At 72.1% G+C, this 17,617-nt stretch carries 13 protein-coding genes; 2 read left to right on the top strand and 11 right to left on the bottom strand.

The genetic code is table 11. The features are described from left to right. Window positions 1–18 precede the first annotated feature (18 nt). Window positions 19–708 (bottom strand): NADPH-dependent F420 reductase, encoded by a 690-nt coding sequence (locus tag AB5J50_RS33595; protein ID WP_369262053.1) that lies wholly within the window; start codon window positions 706–708, stop codon window positions 19–21. A gap of 310 nt (window positions 709–1,018) precedes the next feature. On the opposite strand from AB5J50_RS33595, the gene AB5J50_RS33590 reads away from it, so the two are divergent. Then, on the top strand, window positions 1,019–2,044 hold the full coding sequence (locus tag AB5J50_RS33590) for an aldo/keto reductase (RefSeq protein ID WP_369262052.1): 1,026 nt from the start codon (window positions 1,019–1,021) through the stop codon (window positions 2,042–2,044). A gap of 108 nt (window positions 2,045–2,152) precedes the next feature. On the opposite strand, the gene AB5J50_RS33585 is transcribed toward AB5J50_RS33590, so the two are convergent. The 10 genes from AB5J50_RS33585 to AB5J50_RS33540 form a co-directional block, all read right to left on the bottom strand. Next, window positions 2,153–2,785 (bottom strand): nuclear transport factor 2 family protein, encoded by a 633-nt coding sequence (locus tag AB5J50_RS33585; protein ID WP_369262050.1) that lies wholly within the window; start codon window positions 2,783–2,785, stop codon window positions 2,153–2,155. Between the two features lie 42 nt (window positions 2,786–2,827). Further along, window positions 2,828–3,274, bottom strand: a complete 447-nt coding sequence (locus AB5J50_RS33580) for a nuclear transport factor 2 family protein (protein WP_327431664.1) — start codon at window positions 3,272–3,274, stop codon at window positions 2,828–2,830. 176 nt (window positions 3,275–3,450) lie between these two features. Further along, the gene (fxsT, locus tag AB5J50_RS33575; RefSeq protein WP_369262049.1) at window positions 3,451–6,462 is read right to left on the bottom strand and encodes an FxSxx-COOH system tetratricopeptide repeat protein; all 3,012 of its coding nucleotides are present in this window, start codon (window positions 6,460–6,462) and stop codon (window positions 3,451–3,453) included. 255 nt (window positions 6,463–6,717) lie between these two features. Next, complete coding sequence (locus tag AB5J50_RS33570; RefSeq protein ID WP_369265589.1) at window positions 6,718–8,244, bottom strand: HEXXH motif-containing putative peptide modification protein; 1,527 nt, start codon at window positions 8,242–8,244, stop codon at window positions 6,718–6,720. After that, the gene (locus tag AB5J50_RS33565) at window positions 8,244–9,443 is read right to left on the bottom strand and encodes an FxsB family cyclophane-forming radical SAM/SPASM peptide maturase (RefSeq protein ID WP_369265587.1); all 1,200 of its coding nucleotides are present in this window, start codon (window positions 9,441–9,443) and stop codon (window positions 8,244–8,246) included. The genes AB5J50_RS33570 and AB5J50_RS33565 overlap by 1 nt, the downstream gene beginning before the upstream one ends. A 205-nt stretch (window positions 9,444–9,648) precedes the next feature. Continuing rightward, window positions 9,649–9,834: an FxSxx-COOH cyclophane-containing RiPP peptide gene (fxsA, locus tag AB5J50_RS33560; RefSeq protein WP_369262047.1), complete on the bottom strand. Its 186-nt coding sequence runs from the start codon at window positions 9,832–9,834 to the stop codon at window positions 9,649–9,651. Window positions 9,835–9,886: 52 nt separating this feature from the next. Beyond that, a complete protein-coding gene (locus AB5J50_RS33555) occupies window positions 9,887–13,327 on the bottom strand; it encodes an SAV_2336 N-terminal domain-related protein (RefSeq protein WP_369262045.1) in 3,441 nt (1,146 codons plus the stop codon). Window positions 13,328–13,334: 7 nt separating this feature from the next. After that, window positions 13,335–14,363: a MoxR family ATPase gene (locus AB5J50_RS33550; protein WP_327431659.1), complete on the bottom strand. Its 1,029-nt coding sequence runs from the start codon at window positions 14,361–14,363 to the stop codon at window positions 13,335–13,337. A 157-nt stretch (window positions 14,364–14,520) separates the two neighbouring features. After that, on the bottom strand, window positions 14,521–16,788 hold the full coding sequence (locus AB5J50_RS33545; RefSeq protein ID WP_369262042.1) for a trypsin-like peptidase domain-containing protein: 2,268 nt from the start codon (window positions 16,786–16,788) through the stop codon (window positions 14,521–14,523). Next, the gene (locus AB5J50_RS33540) at window positions 16,785–17,240 is read right to left on the bottom strand and encodes a CU044_2847 family protein (RefSeq protein ID WP_369262040.1); all 456 of its coding nucleotides are present in this window, start codon (window positions 17,238–17,240) and stop codon (window positions 16,785–16,787) included. Before AB5J50_RS33540 ends, AB5J50_RS33545 begins: the two co-directional genes overlap by 4 nt. 154 nt (window positions 17,241–17,394) lie before the next feature. On the opposite strand from AB5J50_RS33540, the gene AB5J50_RS33535 reads away from it, so the two are divergent. Further along, window positions 17,395–17,580, top strand: coding sequence for a DUF6104 family protein (locus AB5J50_RS33535; RefSeq protein ID WP_030207192.1), 186 nt, complete (start codon window positions 17,395–17,397; stop codon window positions 17,578–17,580). Window positions 17,581–17,617: the final 37 nt, after the last annotated feature.

The following is a 17,617-nucleotide window of genomic DNA, read 5'->3' as shown; positions in this document are numbered from 1 at the left end:
GGACGGGGCCGCCTTCCGTTACACCCCCTCGGGCAGCAACGGCTCCACGTTCGGGTCCCAGACGACCGAGATGTTGAAATGCAGGTGCCGGATCTTCAGGAACATCCGGGAATAGAGAGCGACGAACATCTCCGGGCCGCGGGCCGTGGTGATGTCGCCGAGGTCGAAAATGGTGTCCTCGGCCCAGCCGAACTGGCCCAGCAGAGACGCGACCTGGTCCTTCGCGGACCGGTCGTCTCCGCTGACGAAGACATTGTGGTGACCGGACAGCACTTTCGGGTTCACCATGATGTCGCAGTTCATGGTGTTGAGGGTCTTCACCACCCGCGCCGACGGATAGCGGCGCTGAATGCGTTCGCCGAGGCTGTCGTCGTTGAGAATGCCGAGCGAGGGCGGTTCCGTCTCGCTGGTGATCACCAACGGGTTCGCGACATCCATGATGATCTTGCCGTCCAGGTTGTCCTCACCGGCGGCTTCCAGCACGTCGAGCGAGATGATGCCGCGAGTGGCGTTCACGACGACGGAGCCGAAAGCGGCGGCGTCGGCGAACGTACCGCCGCTCGCCGCCTCACCGTTCTCCTCGACCCACTTCAGCAGACTCTCGTTGTCCGCGGTCCGCGAGCCCAGACGCACTTCATGTCCGACTTCCACCAGGCGAGTAGCTATGGCCTTTCCGACCATTCCGGTGCCCAATACGCCGATGCGCATGCTATGCATCCTTCCGGTTGTCCGGCATACGAAGGCGATATCGCCCGCTCCTATTGCTAGCACCGGAAATTCGAGGCCGTCGCCGGTCACGGCGCCCGGGCGGGAACTGCGTCAAGTCGTGCCCGGTGCTTCCTGAGGACGCCCGCGCGCGAGGCCGCGACGAGTGGTGCGTCGGCGTACTCCCCCGGGGTCCCCAAGGGTCCATCGGGCGGTACGACCTGACACAGTGCCGTCTCCTCCCGCGGCGCTACGCGTGTCGCGGCAGTTCAGCCGCCTAGCATGCGGCCGAGTTCTACTGAGGAGGACAGACATGCTCTATCAACTGCTGGGGCAGACGGGGCTACGGGTGTCCGAACTGTTCCTCGGCGCCATGACGTTCCACGGGCGGGACCGCGACGACACCGCGCACAAGGAATACGCACGCATCGTCGAAACCTATGCGCAGGCCGGCGGAAATGTCATCGACACCGCGGTCAATTACGGCGAAGGGGAGAGCGAGGAGATTCTCGGCGAGTTACTCCAGAAGGACCGTGACCGCTTTGTGCTGTCCACCAAGTACACGCTCTACCGTGACGCGTCCGACCCGAATGCCTCCGGAAATCACCGGAAGAATCTGAAACTCTCGCTGGAAACCAGCCTTCGCCGGCTGCGGACCGACTACATCGACCTCTACTGGGTGCACATCTGGGACCGGAACACCCCGCTCGAAGAGACGATGCGCGCCCTCGACGACGTCGTGCGCTCGGGCAAGGTCCTCTACCTCGGTATCTCCGACACCCCCGCCTGGGTGGTGGCGCGGGCCAACACACTGGCCGCACAGCACGGCTGGACTCCCTTCTCGGCGATCCAGGTGCCGTACAACCTCCTCAACCGTGACATCGAGCGCGAGCTGCTGCCCATGGCCGAGGCGACCGGGCTGTCCGTCGCGGGGTGGGGCCCGCTGGCGAGCGGCGCCCTCTCCGGCAAGTACACGCGCCCGAACGGCCGGCCCACGGGCAGGACCCGGATGTCCGCGCAGGACCTCAGCCCGCGCGACCGTGCCGTGGCGGAGGCCGTCGCCGAGGTCGCGGACGAGGTGGGCGCCACGCCCTCGCAGGTGGCGATCGCCTGGACCCGGGCCCGCTCCACGGCCGTCCATCCGATCGTGGGCGTGCGCACCGTCGACCAGCTCACCGACAACCTGGCCGCGACCGGGGTCTCGCTCTCCGCCGAGCAACTGGCCAGGCTGGAGGCGCCGACCGGGTTCAGCCGCGGCTTCCCGCTGGACTTCATCGACTCCACAGCCCAGTGGGTCTACGGCACGGTGGGCCCCCAGGTCGTCCCCCGGAGCCGCTGAACACCGGCGGCGGCGGCGGTGCTGACCACACGCGGCGGTGGGCCGGGAGGGATGTCCCTCCCGGCCCACCGTCCGGCCGCCCGCGCCCCGCGAGTGCGGCCGCGCCGCTCAGGCGAAGAACTCGTTGTACTCGGTGGTCCCGGTGCCGAAGATCGATCCACGACCCTCGACGATCTTGCCGTCCCGCCAGCGCATGACGTGCACCACGTCGATGTCGAGCTTGCGGGACGAGTCACCGGCCCGGGTGGCGGTGTTGTGCGTCAGGTCGACGCTGATGTCGCCCTTGACCAGGGTGTTCGTACGCTCCATGGCGAAGGAGTTGTCGGCGAGCGCGCCCACCTCCCCCATGAAGGCGAGGAAGGTGTCGAGCCCCTGCTTGAGGCCCGAGACCGGCGCCTCGCCCGGGACCAGCCACGTCATGTCGGCATCCCAGTACTTGTCGATCTCGGCACGGTCGCCGCTGGCCAGCGCCTCATAGGCGGCGATCACGCGCGCCTCGTCGAGCCGGTTGGCTATCTGCTGGTTGGAGATGGCCTTGCCGCCGGCCACCATCTCCTGGTCCGCGACGACACCGCCGATGGACCAGGAGCCGGGCTTCACTTCCCGGATGAGGGAGAAGATGTTCGGCTTGGTGATCTCACCGAAGACATTGACGACTACGTCGGCGAGCTTGGTGATCACATCCGACTTCTGCTCGTCGTCGGCGAATCCCTCGACCAGGGTCAGCTCGATGATGGGCATGTGTGTCTCCTGTCTGCGTTCCGACCTATGGGTGCGGGCCTGCTACTTGGCCCACCTGTCCGGAATGGGGGCGAGGTCGTAGGCGGCCCAGAAGAAGTTGTCGGCCGCGTACTGGTCGCTCATATAGACCTGGACTTCCGCGATACGCCCGTCGCGAATGCGGTAGTGGGTGCAGTTCAGCGCGTCGAGGGTGGCGCCCCGGGACTCTCCGTATCCGCGGTGCACCTCGACCACGGTGTCGTCGCCCCATGCGTCGATCCGAACGATGTCGACCTTGATCCCCGAGTTCACGAGGCCGCCGAAAAAGGCGATGACCTCGTCCGGCCCCTGTTTGACCCCGCCCACCGGATTGCGTCCGGGCAACGTCCACACGAGGTCCGCCGCGAAGACTTCTTCCTTCAGGAGGCTCAGGTCTCCGGTGTTGAAGAGCTCATACATCCGCTCGACCAGCGCCACATTCCGCTTGGCCGGCTCATCTTCGTGCGGCACAGCATCTCCCTTCGGCACTGCGGTGTTCTCCCGTTCAGCAGTGAACGTCCGGAGTCCGCCGTACCGCGACAACTTGAAAGTGCTTGCCCCACACTTCCGGGAGTCGACAATGCGTACGGCTGAGGCCCGGCCCCCTTGGAAAAGGGGACCGGGCCTCAGCCACAGGCGGGGAATTCTCAGGTCGACTGGGGTTCGAAGTCCCAGTAGGGCCGGTTGCGGGAGCGCGCCGAGATGGTGTGGACGTGCTGTTCGCCCAGGGTGGCGGCGAGGTCGGAGAGGGCCTCCTGCTCGACCTTCTCGGCCTGCTGACGGTCCCGCAGGCCGCGCAGGTCGGCGGCGAGGGCGACGCGGGCGGACAGGGTCAGCGGGTGGGTGCGGCCGACTGCCTCGGTGGCCCGGGCGACCGCCTGCTTGCTGAGCGCGGCCGCCCCCTCGGGGTCGCCGACGAGGTTGCGCAGGGCGGCGGCGTTGATGGCGCAGCCCAGCGTCCAGGGGTGGCGCTCCCCCACCGCCTCGGTCATGTCGGCCAGCGACTGTTCGATGAGGACATGGGCGTGGTCCCGTTCGCCGACGCTGCGCAGCACCAGGGCATGGTTGGCGCGGACACCGGCGATGTAGGGATGCCCCTCGGCGAGCATCACTTCGTAGCGGGCGACGACGGACTCGCCGAGCTCCCGCGCCTGGTCGATGTCACCGTGCTCCCGCGCGAAGCAGCTGGTGCTGGTCGCGAACCTCAGCGTCTGCGGGTCCGCTTCGCCCAGCACGCGCTCGCAGCGCTCCAGTACGCGGGCGAGCATCGGCCCCGCCGTGGCACGGTCGCCGCTGCGGTAGCGGCACAGGGCCAGATTGTGCTCGGCGTCCAGGGTCTGCGGCCGGTCCTCACCCATGACGATGCGGTTCTCCCGCACGTTCTTCGTCTGGATCGACGTGGCCTCGGTGTAGCGGCCCAGCAGACGCAGGTCCGTGGCGTAGGAGTTCTCCGAGTTGAGCGTCCAGGGATGCCGGGCCCGCAGCAGCAGGCGGCGTGCCTCCATGGTCTGCCGGTCGGCGTTCAGCGCCTCCCCGTAGCGGCCGAGCAGCCGCAGCGACACCGCCAGGTTGTTCTGGGCTCCCAGGGTGCGCGAGTCCTGTTCGCCGAGGAGGCCGCGGTAGGTGACGAGGAGCTGCTGGGAGAGCTCCAGCGCCTCGTCGTAGCGGGCCAGGCCGCGCAGGTCGGCGGCGAGGCCGCCGACCGCGCGCGAGTAGTCCAGGTCGTGCTCGCCGCGCTGCTCGCGCAGATGGTCGACGGCGGCGCGCTCGATGGTCTCGGTGCGCTGGTAGTCGCCGACCGCGCGCAGCAGGTTGGCGTAGTGGTGGGTCAGCTCCCAGATCCTGGGGTGGTTCTCGCCGAGCAGCTTCCGCCAGGCCTTCAGGGCGCGTTCGCCGAGCTTGATGCCCGCGCGGTACTCGCCGGAAATGTACATGTAGCGCAGGCAGTTGAAGACCAGCGACTGCACCGCCGGGTCCTTGCTCTGCAGTACGTCGGCGTACTTCAGATGCGGCACGATCTCCGCGTAGCCGGTCCACAGCCGGGTGTCCGTGGGCCGCCGCGGATCGGCCGCGGCCAGCGCCCGGCGGACCACCTCGATGAACTCGGCGCGGTCCTCGTCGGGCATGTCCTTGCGGACGATCTGGTGGACCATGCGGTGGAGGTAGAGGGACTCACCGGAGGACGTGATCTCGTCGGTGGCGGTCTCGTGGGACTCCAGGCGGACGACCGAGTACTGGCGGAGCTGGTTGATCGCCTTGTTCCACAGGAGCGGGTCGTTGAGCAGCCCCGCGATCTGTTCGGGCAGCTCGTCGTGCGGCATCTCCTTCAGGAGGCGTACGGGGATGAAGCCCGGCGCGAAGAAGGTGCACAGGCGGAGCAGGTCGACGGACTCCGGGACGGTGTCGCGGAGCTTGTTCAGCAGTATCGACCAGGCGGTCTGGAAGGCGACCGGGAAGTCGGCGGAGATCTTGACGACGTCCTGGTCGATGCCGCCCTCCAGGAGGCCGATGTACTCCTGGACGGACAGATCCGAGTCGTTGAGCCAGCCCGCCGTCTGGTCGAGCAGCAGCGGCAGGTCCTCCAGCGCTTCGGCGAGCTGGTCGGCCTCGGGCTCGCTGAGGCGGGGCGCCCGGCGGCGGATGAAGGCGACCGACTCGTCGCGGTCGTAGACCGGCACTTCCAGCAGCTTGCTGTTGTGCTCGCTCCACTCGGGGTTGCGCGAGGTGATCAGGACATGGCCGGGTCCGGTGGGGACGAGGTCGTAGATCTGGTCCGGCTCGTCCGCGCCGTCCAGGATCAGCAGCCAGCGGGCGTACGGGTCGCCGCGCCGCAGCGAGTCCCGCACGGCGCGCAGCCGCTCGCCGTACTCGGCGCCTGTCGAGAGGCCCAACTGCGGTGCCAGTTCGGCCAGTCGGCGTCGGTAGGTGACGCGCTTCTCCGAGTTGACCCACCACACCACGTCGTACTCGGAACCGAAGCGGTACACGTACTCCGCGGCGAGCTGTGTCTTGCCCACGCCCGACATGCCGTGCAGGGTGACCACGCCGGCGCCCGACTCGGCGCCCTGGAGCAGGTGGTAGGCGTCGTTCAGCAGGGGCTCGCGGCCGGTGAAGCGGGTGTTGCGGCGGGGCACTCCGCCCCACACCTCGGGCATGGCGGCCGGGAAGCGGGGGCCCCGGCGGGTGCCTTCGGCGGACTCCGGGAGGGGGTCGGCGGGCAGGTCGAGGCGGTCCAGGACACGCCGCTCGGCTTCGTCGGCGCCCATGTTGTTCAGCTCGACCGCGCCGAGCACGGTGGTGGCGGTCGGCACCGGGACGGTGGTGACGGAGACGGCCGCGAAACGGGTCGGGTCGGGGGCGATGACCTCGCGCAGCGCGCTGTTCCACTCGTCGTGGGTGCGCGGGCCCAGCTGGAAGTACCACTCACTGACGATGATCAGGATCCGGCCCTGGGCGAGCATCAGGTCGCGCAGCAGGTCCACGAGCGGCACTTCGGCCGGGGAATCCCAGCGCTGGTACACGACGCGATGGCCACGCCGCTCCAGACGGTCCCCGATCCAGGCCGCCCAGGCCCGGTTGAAACCGGCGAAGCTGATCGTGACGGTCTGCTTCGCGGCCCCCCTCTCGGTTGGCCCGACCGGCGTACGAGCTCCAGACATGCAGCGGCCTCCCCGCACGTGATTTTAGAACCGGTGCGAGGTCCGGCGAAAGGCGCTGACGGCTACCAGTCGCTTGCTCCACGGTTCCTTTTCATCCTGCTCAAGCGACGATCTTGGCGCACCGATCGCCCCGCGTCCGGGAACCCGCGACTTTCGGCGAGGATGGCTCAATCGCGCGGGTGGCGTGGCGCGTTCAGCGGGCGCACAGCGCGTTCGGCGGGCGTGCGTCGTGCTTCCGGTGGGCGCGCGCGGGCCTCATTCGCCCGGCGCGTGGCGCTGCGTCCACAGCGCGCGGGAGGCGCGTACGTACGCCTGGGCGCGCGCCGCCTGCCCGCGCGGCGCGGGATGGTCGGCCAGCCGTTCGTACACCGCGACCATCTGGTCGACGAACCGCCGCCCCTGCGCGGTGAGGTCGCCCGATCCGACGAGGCTCGGCAGGACGGCGCCGACCTGCTCCCGGTAGCGCGCGTGCTGGGCCCAGGCGGCGTCCCGCCGGGCCGGATGGGTGGTGGCGAGGGCGCTGCGCTGGAAGAAGTCCGCCAGCGCGAGGTGGGAGTACGCGCCCTGCAACAGGCCGTCGTACGGGCGTGGGTCGGGCCGCCAGGGTGCGAAGTAGCGTGCCCCCGCTCCCGCGTGATGGAGCGTGAGCATGTCACTGAGCGCGGCCAGTTTGGTGTGCTGCAGTTCGTGCACCAGGGTGGCCGCGAAGGTCGTGGCGGTGGCCGGGGTGCTGCTGAGGACGGCACCGAAGGCCTCCCGCCGGGTGCCGCTGCAACTGCCGGTGGTCCGGCCGCCGGGCGTCGAACCGGGCGGCGCGGACAGCGGGACCAGACAGCGCAGCAGCGCGACGGCCTCCGTGAGGCGGTGCTCGCCGCCGAGCCCGAGCACGGACGCGACGCCCGACCACGACTGCAGCCAGCGTTTGCGCTCGGCGTCGTCCAGGGTGACGGGTCCGCTGAGCTCGTGGTGGCGGGGACCGCCGCGCGTGGTGCGGTACGGGTCGAGGTCGTCCAGCGGTACGGGGCCGGAGCCGGGCAGCAGCCCGGGCAGGGCGTGCGCGGGTGTCCAGGCGGCGGCCTCGGACCAGGCGCCGATGCCGCCGCTCTGCAGGTGGACGACGACGTCCTTCGCGCCGCGCTGCCGCAAGGTCAGGCTCTGCCGGCGGTGCACGACGTCGACCGGGGCGTCCCCGGGCGCGGCCGTGTGCAGTGCGCCGAGCGAGGGCAGCGTCAGCACTCCGTCGCGCGCGGTCAGCCGTACCGCGAAGGACACTCCGGCCCGGACGGCGGCCACGGCGGCGAGCGCCCCGAAGTGGGCGAGGTCGCGGCCCAGTTCCCGGGCCTCCCGCTCGGTGCGCGGCCCGGGTTCCGTGCGGAGGCCGCGCAGACAGTGCCGGGCCCAGGGCCCGACGAAGGGGTGCAGGACGAGGGCGCGGACCGGCGAGAGCGGAGGTCCGGCGCCCGTGCCGGCCGGCGGCGTCGGTGCCGGCGAACCGCCGTACGCGGCCTCGGGTGCCGCACCGCTCTCGTCCGCCCAGGCCGCCGGCCGGACGGGCGGCTCCATCCGGTCCGCCTCCTCCAGCAGCGCCCAGTCCTCCCCGAGCCGGACCCGGGCGGCGGCGGAGCACACCGTCGGGTCGGCCGCCGCCACGGCGTCGAGCACCGCGCGGAGCAGCAGCAGCCGCCGCGTGTGCTGGTCGCGTACGAGGAGCCCCAGGGTCTCGGGGCCGCCTTCGGTGCGGCCGAGTTCGGTCAGGGCCCGGTCCGGGACCACCGGCAGGATCACGGGGTGCCTCCTTCGAAAGAGGCGGAGACGGGGGCGACCCCGGCGAGCCGGTCCGCCACATGGCGGATGAAGCGCTGGAGGTCGGCGCAGTAGACGGAAGGGTTGGCGAAGCCGTTCTCGGCCCGGTAGCGGTGGGCGTAGTGGCCGCCGCCGCAGACGGAGAGCAGCGGGCAGGTCCGGCAGCGTGCGGCCAGCGAGGCGGCGCCCGTCTGCCGGGCCACGACACCGGGGTGGCGCAGTGCCTCGTCGAAGCTGTGCCGGAAGACGTCGAGGCCGGTCTCCGCCGCCCCCTCGTAACAGGACTTCAGGGAGTCGACCTGCTCGATCGACCCGTCGGTCTCCACGACCACGGCGTCGAAGGGCGCGAGGCCCAGCGACTCGGTGGCGGCGGGCAGCCCGAACAGCAGAGCGACGCAAGCTTCGAAGAGCCGGACCCGCGTCTCCCGCCGCCCGGCCCCCCACCAGCGGTCGAAGACGGCACAGAGCCAGTCCCCGTACGGGGCACCCGTGCCGTCTCCGTACGGCGGCGGCGCCGACCAGTTGCCGTGCGGCAGCAGCAGGTCGATCGCCGGTGGCCGCAGGGCCAGCAGGGACTCGTACAGCTCGACCGGGTCCGTCGTGGGGTCGACGACCGTGAGGATCCCGGCGTACGCCTCCGGGAAGCTGTCGGCGATCAGCCGCGCGCCACGCGAGGCGGCGGGCCAGGACGGGCGCCCGGCGCGGTCGGTGCGCAGCGCGTTGTGCGCGGGCAGGCCGCCGTCCAGGCTGATGCCGACGCGGATGCCGTGCCGGGCCAGGACGGCGAGCCGCTGCTCGGTGAGCTGGGTGGCGTTGGTCTGGACGGTGGTGTGGACCGTGCAGGAATCCGGAACCCGGTCGCGTACGAGAGTGGTGAAGCGGGCGAGAGTGTCCGCGCCCGCGAGCAGTGGCTCTCCGCCGTGCAGGACGAGGGAGAGCGCCGTCGTGCCGTGGGCGCGCGCGTGCTCGCCGATCCGTGTCGCGGTCCGGTCGAGGACGCCGGGCGGGGCGGCGGCCGGGCGGGTGCGCCAGGTGTGGTCGGGGCCCTCGTAGAGGTAGCAGTAGCGGCAGGCGAGGTTGCAGCGGCCGTGCATCTTGACGATGAACTGCCGGAAGGGAAGGGGCTGTTCGGGCAATCGGACGAAGGTCGCGGAGGTGGCGGAGGTCGTCGGGGTCACCTCTTCAGACACTCCGGCACCCCCATGCTGTAAGGCCCCGTGATCCCACGGTACGGTCCGCGCCACGGCCCCCTGCCCGTACGGGGCGGCATTCCCGGGCGGGGGCCCGACACAAACGCGGCACGATCGAACTTGTCCGGTTCAACGACAAGTCAGACCGGAACTGACGCCTTGCGATGAAGAATTGACCATTCACATTGACTATTCAGAAGGAGTTGTTGAACCCCCAGAGCATCTCGCTCGGCTGCCCCGCCTGTTCCCGCAACTCCTCCAGCACCTCGGTCAGCACCGGGTGCTGAACCGTCCTGAGGTCCGCGAGGTCCAGCTCCAGCAGATCCGGCAGCCGCCCCGCGGCGATGTCGGCATTCAGTGCGTCGTCCCGTGCACCCATGTCCTCCCCCTTTTCCCTCACTCCGCCCCGGCGGCCGCCGGGAGGCGCTCCCTCACTCCAGCTCTGCCAGCCGCTGCGCCGTCTGCCGGGCCGTCGGCTCGCCCGTGCTCACGGCGCCGTCCGGCAGCCTGGACCACTCGGCCCGGGCGGCCCGGTAGGCCTCGCGTGCGGCACGCGGGCGTGCCGCCGCCTCGTAGGACATACCCCGCCAGTGATGCGCCTGCGCACCCAGCTCCATGGCCTCCTGGCGCCGCCGGTCCGTCTCCGCCTCCTCCTCGGCCGCGCGGGCCGATTCGGCCGCGGCGCGGAAGGCGTCGACCGCCTCGTCGAGCCGCGCGGGCCTGCCCAGGCTCTGGTACGCCTCGAACTGCGCCTGCCCGAGCTCCAGCCAGCAGCGCGCGGCCGTCAGCGGTTCACCGGCCTCCAGCGCCGCGAGCCCGAACAGGTGCTCGGCCTCCCGCAGATCCACCCGGTCGCCCCGGGCGCGGTAGCGCAGCATCAGGGCGCGGCCGAGCAGCAGCAGGCGGTACGCCAGCTCGCCGCTGCCCGCGGGGGTTTCGGTACGGCAGTCGCGCAGCACCCGGATGGCCTGGGAGAGCGACTCGCGCGAACCGGGACCGTTGGCCGGCACCGCCCGGCGCAGCAGCGCCTCACCCCATTCGGCGAGGACGTCCGCGTGCGCGGGGGCATCCCTGGGCACGCCCCGGGCGGCCTGCTCGAACCGTGCGGCGGCGTCCTGGAGTTCGCGCGGGTCGCCCGACTCGGCGTACCGCGCCACGCCGATGCGCCCGGCGCGCACCAACAGCTGGGCGCGCAGGCCCTGTTCACGCGTCAGGCCCAGCGCCTCGTCGACGTGTGCCTGGGCGTCGTCCAGCGCGCCGCCCGACTTCAGGAGCGCGTCGACGAGGTCGAGGAGGATCCGGACGCGGGAGGGTTCACCCGCCGTGGGGAGCACCGGCCCGGAGCCGGGTTCCAGGGCGGCGCGCAGGGAGTGCGCGCCCTGTTCGGCGTACAGCCGGGCCTGTTCGTGGTCGGCCGTGGCGCCCGACAGGCGCAGCAGGACGCGGCCGTGGGCCAGCGGGAGTTCGGGCGGACGCTGCCGCCGGTCGGGCCAGGCGTCGGCGAAGGCCTCCAGCATGCCGACCGCACCCTGGAGCAGCGCGCTGTCGCCGCCGAGCCGCCACTGTGCCTCCAGCGCCCGCACTCGCTCCAGGGTGAGCCGCAGGGCTTCCTCCCGGTCGTCCAGGTCGGGCGCGGCGCAGGCCACCGCGTACTCGCGGTCGGCGCGTTGCAGCAGGTCGAGCGCGCCGCGCCGGTCGCCACGGCGCCTGCGGTCGGTGGCGGCGGCGTGCAACACCCGTGCCAGTACGGCTCGTTCGCGCAGTGCCCTGGGGTGGGCGACGGCGCGCTCGGCGGCCGCCTCCGCCTCGCGCAGCAGCTCGGCGCCGCCCTGCACCTCCCACAGCCGCAGCACGCAGTTGGCGTACTCGGCCCACAGCTCGGGGTCGGCGCCCGCGGGCTGTTCGTGCTCGGTCGCGCCGCGCAGCAGCTGTACGGCGTCGATGAGGTCCTGCACCATGCCGTCGGTGTCGAACTGCCCGACCAGGGAGCGGGCCCGGATGACCGCCGCATGGGTCGGCCGCTCGTCGGGCGGATCGTCGATCCCCCGGCCGCCGTACAGCGCGAACTGTTCCGGCAGCGGCATGAAGCGTTCCAGGACACGCGCGGCGACCTCGGCGAAGGGCTGCGGGACCAGCGTGGCCCCGCCGTTGTCGCCGTTCTCGCCCGGGTATGCGGCACCGGCGGCACCGGGCGCGTACGGCCGCCCCGAGCCGCCGTCGCCGAGCTGCGCGAGCGCCAGGGCCGGGAAGTTGGGGCCGCCCTTGCCGAAGCGGTACTCGATGTACTCCGAGCAGTGCTTGAGCACCAGCATGGCCTCGTCGCGGCCCAGCGGCGACAGGAGGGCCTCCTGCACACCGGGCGCGAACTCGTACCACTGGGCGCCGTCCGCCCCGTAGGCCTCCTCTTTGGCGCGTGACACCAGGCCGCTGAGCAGGACCTCGGCCAGTTCGGAAGGTCCGGAGTCGGGCAGCATGGTGCGCTGGACGAGCTGCATCACGGGGAGGCTGAGGGGTGCCGCCGCCAGATAGCCGGCCAGGCGTCCCGCCGTCTTGGAGGCGTTGGAGCGGAACCGGCTGACCAGTTCGAGCGCGGACAGCCTGCGCCCGGGGCGGGCGGCCGGGGCGGGCGGATGGTTGTGGCGCACCCAGCCGACCGCACCGGCCACGGGACCGGCGCCCGCCCCGGACAGCAGCCGCGCCCAGGCGCCGAGCGCGGCGGGCTCGGGAGGCAGTACGGGCACGGGAAGCGCACCCGCGTGCGCCTCCGGCGGGGTGCCGGCCGGCAGCCGGACCTTCAGCGTGGCCGCGCCCGCGAGGGCCTCGCCGCGCGTCAACTCGCCGTACGACACGGGCAGTCGGGTGCGGTTCCACATGCGCTGCGGCAGCGGCTGGATCACGGCGGCGGGGCCCTGACGGGACAGGTGGTACAGCAGCCGGTGGGCGTGGCCGCTGTGCCACAGGGGGCCCGCGCAGTCGCTGACGAGGAGGGTGATCCGGCGGCCGGTGGGGTCGCTCAGCCGGTCGGCGGAGTGCAGCGGGGCCGCGCGCGGCTCGGGGCTGCGGCTGACGGCGGGCTCGCCGTCCGGGCCCTGGTGCAGATGGCTGACCTCGATGTCCCAGAAGGCGCCCAACTGGCCGAAGACCTGCTCCAGTTCGGCGAACATCCGGTCCCACACCCGCATCGACGAGGAGGCGTCCATCACCAGCTGGAGCGCCGCGTCGGCCCGGGTCACTCCGCGGAACACAGGCAGGACCAGACCGCCCGCCCGGGCACTCAGCTCCGCGGTGGCCGTCTCGTCGAGAGTCGTGCGCAGGGGCGGGGCGCCGGTCCGGTACCCCTGCAACGGCCGTAAGGCGCGCTGGAGTTCGAGCGGGGCGGGGAACGCGGGCGCGGCGGGCACCCCGATCGGCAGCACCGTCACCCGGCCCTGCCCATGGCCGCGTGGCGCGCCGTCCCGCGGCACCGGGTACAGGGCGACACGCCGGTCCGCCCCCTCGACCGGCGGCGGCCCGGGCAGGTCGCCGGACGGCACCGGAGCGGCGCCCCGCGGGTCCGGACGCTCGGGTACCGGGTCACGTCCGGTCAGCGGCGCTCCGGACGGCGGCACACTCCCCCGCTCCGCCTCATCACCCTCGACGGCGTCCGTCGGGCGCGCCCAGCGGGCCAGCCAGAGGGTGTCGCAGAGCTGCTCGGCGTCGGGATCGAGCCCGATCTGCCGCATCCCGGCGATGAGTTCGGCGATCGGGTCACCGCCGGAACGGATCCGGTCACCGCCGGAACGTGTCCGGTCGCCGCCGGAAGCTGTCCGATGGCTCCCGGAGGGTTCGACGGGGTCGGGGTCGGGCCCGTGGCGCGCCGCGGCGTCAGGCATCAGCGCGTCACCTCGGGCGGTCGAGTCGCTGGATGAGGAGGTCCGCGAGACGGTCGCGACTGGGCGGGGCGGCCGCGTCGGTGAGGTAGATGGCGTTCAACAGCTGGTCCGCGGCGACCAGTTCACTGCGCGAGCGCTCCAGGAAGTGGGTGATGAGATCGTCTCCGGCCCGCGCGGCCTCATCACCGAGATGGGCGCGTACGAAGGTGGCGAGCCGCTTGTGGTCGGGGCGCCCCAGTTCCAGGTGGATGCAGCGGCGCATCAGCGGAGCCGGGAAGTCGCGCTCCCCGTTGCTGGTGAGCACCACGAACGGGAAGGCGCGGCAGCGCACCCGGCCGTCACGCACCCGCGCCTTGGTGCCGTCGGCGGTGAGCACCTCGGCCACGCCGCCGGGCAGCCGGTCGGCGACGCGCTCCAGCTCGGGGATGGCGAACTCGCCCTCCTCCAGCACGTTGAGCAGGTCGTTCGGCAGGTCGATGTCGCTCTTGTCCAGCTCGTCGATGAGCAGCACGCGCGGGGTGTCGGACGGCAGCAGCGCGGTGCCGAGGGGGCCGAGCCGGATGTAGCTGCCGATGCCCTCGACGGAGCCGGGGGCCCCGGGAGTGGCGGGATCGGTGCCCTGCGGCGCGGCGATCTGCACATCCTGGAGCCGGGCGATCGCGTCGTAGTGGTACAGCCCGTCCTGGAGCGTGGACCGGCTGACGATCGGCCAGCGCAGTACGTTGCCCAGTCCCAGTTCGTACGCCACCGAGTGCGCGAGCGTGCTCTTGCCCGCACCCGGGCTGCCGGTGACGAGCAGGGGCCGGCGCAGATACAGCGCCGCGTTGATCATCTCCAGTTCCTCGGCGCCCGGCCGGTGCAGCTCGGCCAGGTGCCGGTGCGCGCCCAGCCGCCGGTCCTGGGAACCGTCCGCACCCCTCCCGGCCGCGTCCCGGCTCGCGAAGTCGCGCCAGGGAGGCGGGGCCGGGAGGCGGTCTATGCCGTCGTGGGGTTCACCGGCACCTCGGTAGATGAGCCACTCGCTGGATTCGGTCATTGCCCAGTCCTCGTCGTCACTCGTCCACCACGGCAGCCGTCCGAACCTGCATCACGGTATCGATCCTCGGAGGGCCTCGTAAGGTCCCAAGACAGGCTCATAACAGGCCACTTGGGCGTCGCACGCGTGTCGTACGACAGATCACCGGGCGATCCGGTCATGGCGCCTCCAACAGGTCCCCGGTACCGGGCAGCGGCCGGCCCGGATCGTCATAGAGCAGGGCGATTCCATCGGCCCAGAACGCCTCCGTCCGGCCCTCGTGCAGCCCCGCCCGCAATGCGTGGACGAGCTCGGGAAGCCGCACCACGTTGCCCGGGCCCGCCACGGTGTCGCCCACCTGCCGGTGGAACTCCCCGCACACCGCCTCGGGCCGGCCGTGCCAGCGCCGCCACAGGGCGACGCCGTAGCCGCCGTGCACGATCCGCACGAGCGCCATCGGGTCGTCCTCGAAGCGGTGGTCGCCATAGCGGCAGAGCACCGGGACCGTCCGGTAGGGCAGTCCCCGCAGCACCTCCACGAGCGGGACGGGTATCCGCAATCCGTCGTCGCAGTCCAGGACTTCGGCCTTGGCCTCGTGCTCGTGAATCCACTTCCAGCGGGCCACACGCTCCTGGGACTCCGCCTCGGCCGCTGGCCGCTCCGCGCCGAACGGCCAGAACTCGTCCTGCTCCAAGGGCTGTTCACGGCCCGCGAAGCGCACGTAGACGGGGCGCTGCACGCCGATCGGAGGCTCGCCCGGGCCCAGCCGCCACTCGTCCACGGCCAGTCCGAGCAGCGGATGGAGCAGCGCGACCTGGAGGGCGGCGGGCCGTCCTGGCTGATCGCAACGGCGGAACGCCTCCGCCAGGGGGGCGGCCAGCGGACCGGGCAGCTCGGCCAGGGGCGTGCGCTCGGCCTCGTGGAGGCGTTCGACTTCTCCGTCGGGCCGTACCACGCAGACCCGCCAGTCGCAGCGGTCCGGCTCCCAGCCCCGCTGTGCGAGTTCGATCAAGGCGGACGGGCCGGGCCCGCGGTCGGGGCCGTGCGTCTGCCGGACCTTCATGCGTACCAAGGAGCTCAAGGTCGCCACCGTGAGCTGTCCGGAACCGGACGAGGTGACCGGTGTTCCCGTCGACGACCCGGCCGGCGCGGCCGGGGCCGACGGCGCCCCGGAGGCTGTCGCCGCCGCGGGGTCCGGCCCGTCCTCCCCCGGAGCCTCCGCGGGCGGGGTGCCGGGGTCCTGCCGCCGCCGGAGCAGGTCCGTCCACTGCTGTGCGAAGCGGCCGCGGTGTGTGGGGTCGATGCCCTCCGCCGCGTTCCGCACCCACTGCCACAACGCCTGCTCCGCGCCCCGGGTCCCCGGGGTGCCGAAGGGGCGGTCGGCGGACAGGACCAGCATCGTGTAGGCGAGGACGAGGTCCAGCATGGCGCCCTGGTGCGAGCTCTCGTACAGCGCGCCCAGACCGTCGCGCCAGCCACGCGGCGCGGGATGCGGGATCGCGGCCGGGCCGCCGAGGAGCAGTTCGAGGATGTCGAGCAGAACGCGCGTGCTGACAGGGGGCGGAAGGTCGGCGAGCCTGCCGAGCAGCTGGGTCCGCTCCTCCGGGCTGAGGGCACGTCCGGGCCGCGCGCCGAGCCGGCTCTGGACGTCGGTCCAGGTGCTGCGGGTGGTGTCGGGATGGCGCTGCCGGTCCCGGTGGTAGCGGTCGTGGCCGTGGAAGACGGCCTGGTAGCTGTCGTCGTGCTCGGCCCGCACCGCACTGGCCGGCACCGGCAGGGCACGTAACTGCTCCACCCCCGTGCACGTTCCGCCGATCCCCCTGTCCACCTGCGATTTCAGGACGCCGACGACCTCCCCGCGTACGGGATCGACCACCGGCCCGCCCGAGACGCCGGGCGGCAGTATGTCGCCGCCCAGCCGGATCTGCTCGTCGTCCGACGAGCCGAGGGTGCCCTGGACCGTGCAGGTCCCGGTCAGCCGGCGCAGCTCGCCGCCGACCACGGACCAGCCGGAGTAGAAGACGACCGCCTCTCCGTAGTACGCCGCCGGGCGCTCGGTGACATAGGCGCAGTCGTGGACCACGGGCTCGCGCAGCCGCACGAGCGCCAGGTCGGGGGCCGGCCAGCTGCCCCGCACGGCCCGCTCGACGTGCTCCGGGAGGACGGTCGCGACCTCGGCCGCGACGGCGGATGTACCGCGGCCCTGATCCGTCTCGTAGACCACGGTCACCTCGCCCCCCTCCCCGCTCAGTGCCACATGCGCGCAGGTCAGAACCCAGTTGGGGGCGACAAAAAACCCACTCCCGAGGAACGTGCCGGGCTCGTCCAGGGCATACCCGGCCCCCGCGCGATGGATGCGTACGGTCGCCGCCCTGACGAGATCACGCAGCGCACGGTGAGCGTTCTGCGGGCCGCCCGGTGCGCCCCGGGCGTACCCCTCCGTCATGCCCCGCCCCCGACGGAGGCGTCACCGGAGCCGCCGTGCGCCGGGGCGCCGGTGTGCGCGCCGGGCGCCGGCTGCGCCTGCGCGTAGCCCTCGGGAGGGTCGAGGTCCGGTGGACCGCCGTTCCAGGTGAGAGTGACGGTGATACCGGCCTTGGCCTCACCATCGGCCAGCAGGCCGACCACCTTGCCCGCCTTCGCCGTCAGCTCGATCCCGAACTCGACACTCACCTCGTCGGGCCGCACCGCACGCAACGGCGCGGCCAGCGAGCGCGCGACACCGGTGATCACCGACTGCAGGCTCTCGACCTGCGCCTCGACCCGCTCCCCGAACCCGGTGTCCGTGAACGACAGCCCGCCGGAACCCTCCAGCTCGTCGGCCCCCGAGATCCGCGCCCACACCGGCGTCCCGTCCGGCATCTCGATCCGTGCGATCCGGGACACTGCGTCACCCATGACATCCCCCGTTCCCCCACGCCCCCGTGGTCCCGCCGGCCTTGCAGGCTAGCCGCCGGGGGGCGCCCACGACAGAGGACCTCCGCGCACCCCGCGCACCCACTTATCCTTTTCCCCAGCGTTCCACTTCACTTTCACCGACGGAGCACCATCCATGTACTTCACCGACCGTGGCATCGAGGAACTGGAGAAGCGGCGCGGCGAGGAAGAGGTCACCTTCGAGTGGCTCGCCGAGCAGCTGCGCACGTTTGTCGACCTCAACCCGGACTTCGAGGTGCCGGTGGAGCGGTTGGCGACGTGGCTGGCCCGCCTGGACGACGACGAGGACGACGAGGAGTAGGACTCGGCGCCCTCCAGGCGCCGGGCCTCCGCCCGGC

The sequence above is a fragment of the Streptomyces sp. R35 genome, assembly GCF_041053035.1.
Taxonomy (GTDB): domain Bacteria; phylum Actinomycetota; class Actinomycetes; order Streptomycetales; family Streptomycetaceae; genus Streptomyces; species Streptomyces lutosisoli.
The sequence above is the reverse complement of the archived record's forward strand: the minus strand, read 5'-3'. Positions and strand labels throughout refer to the sequence as shown.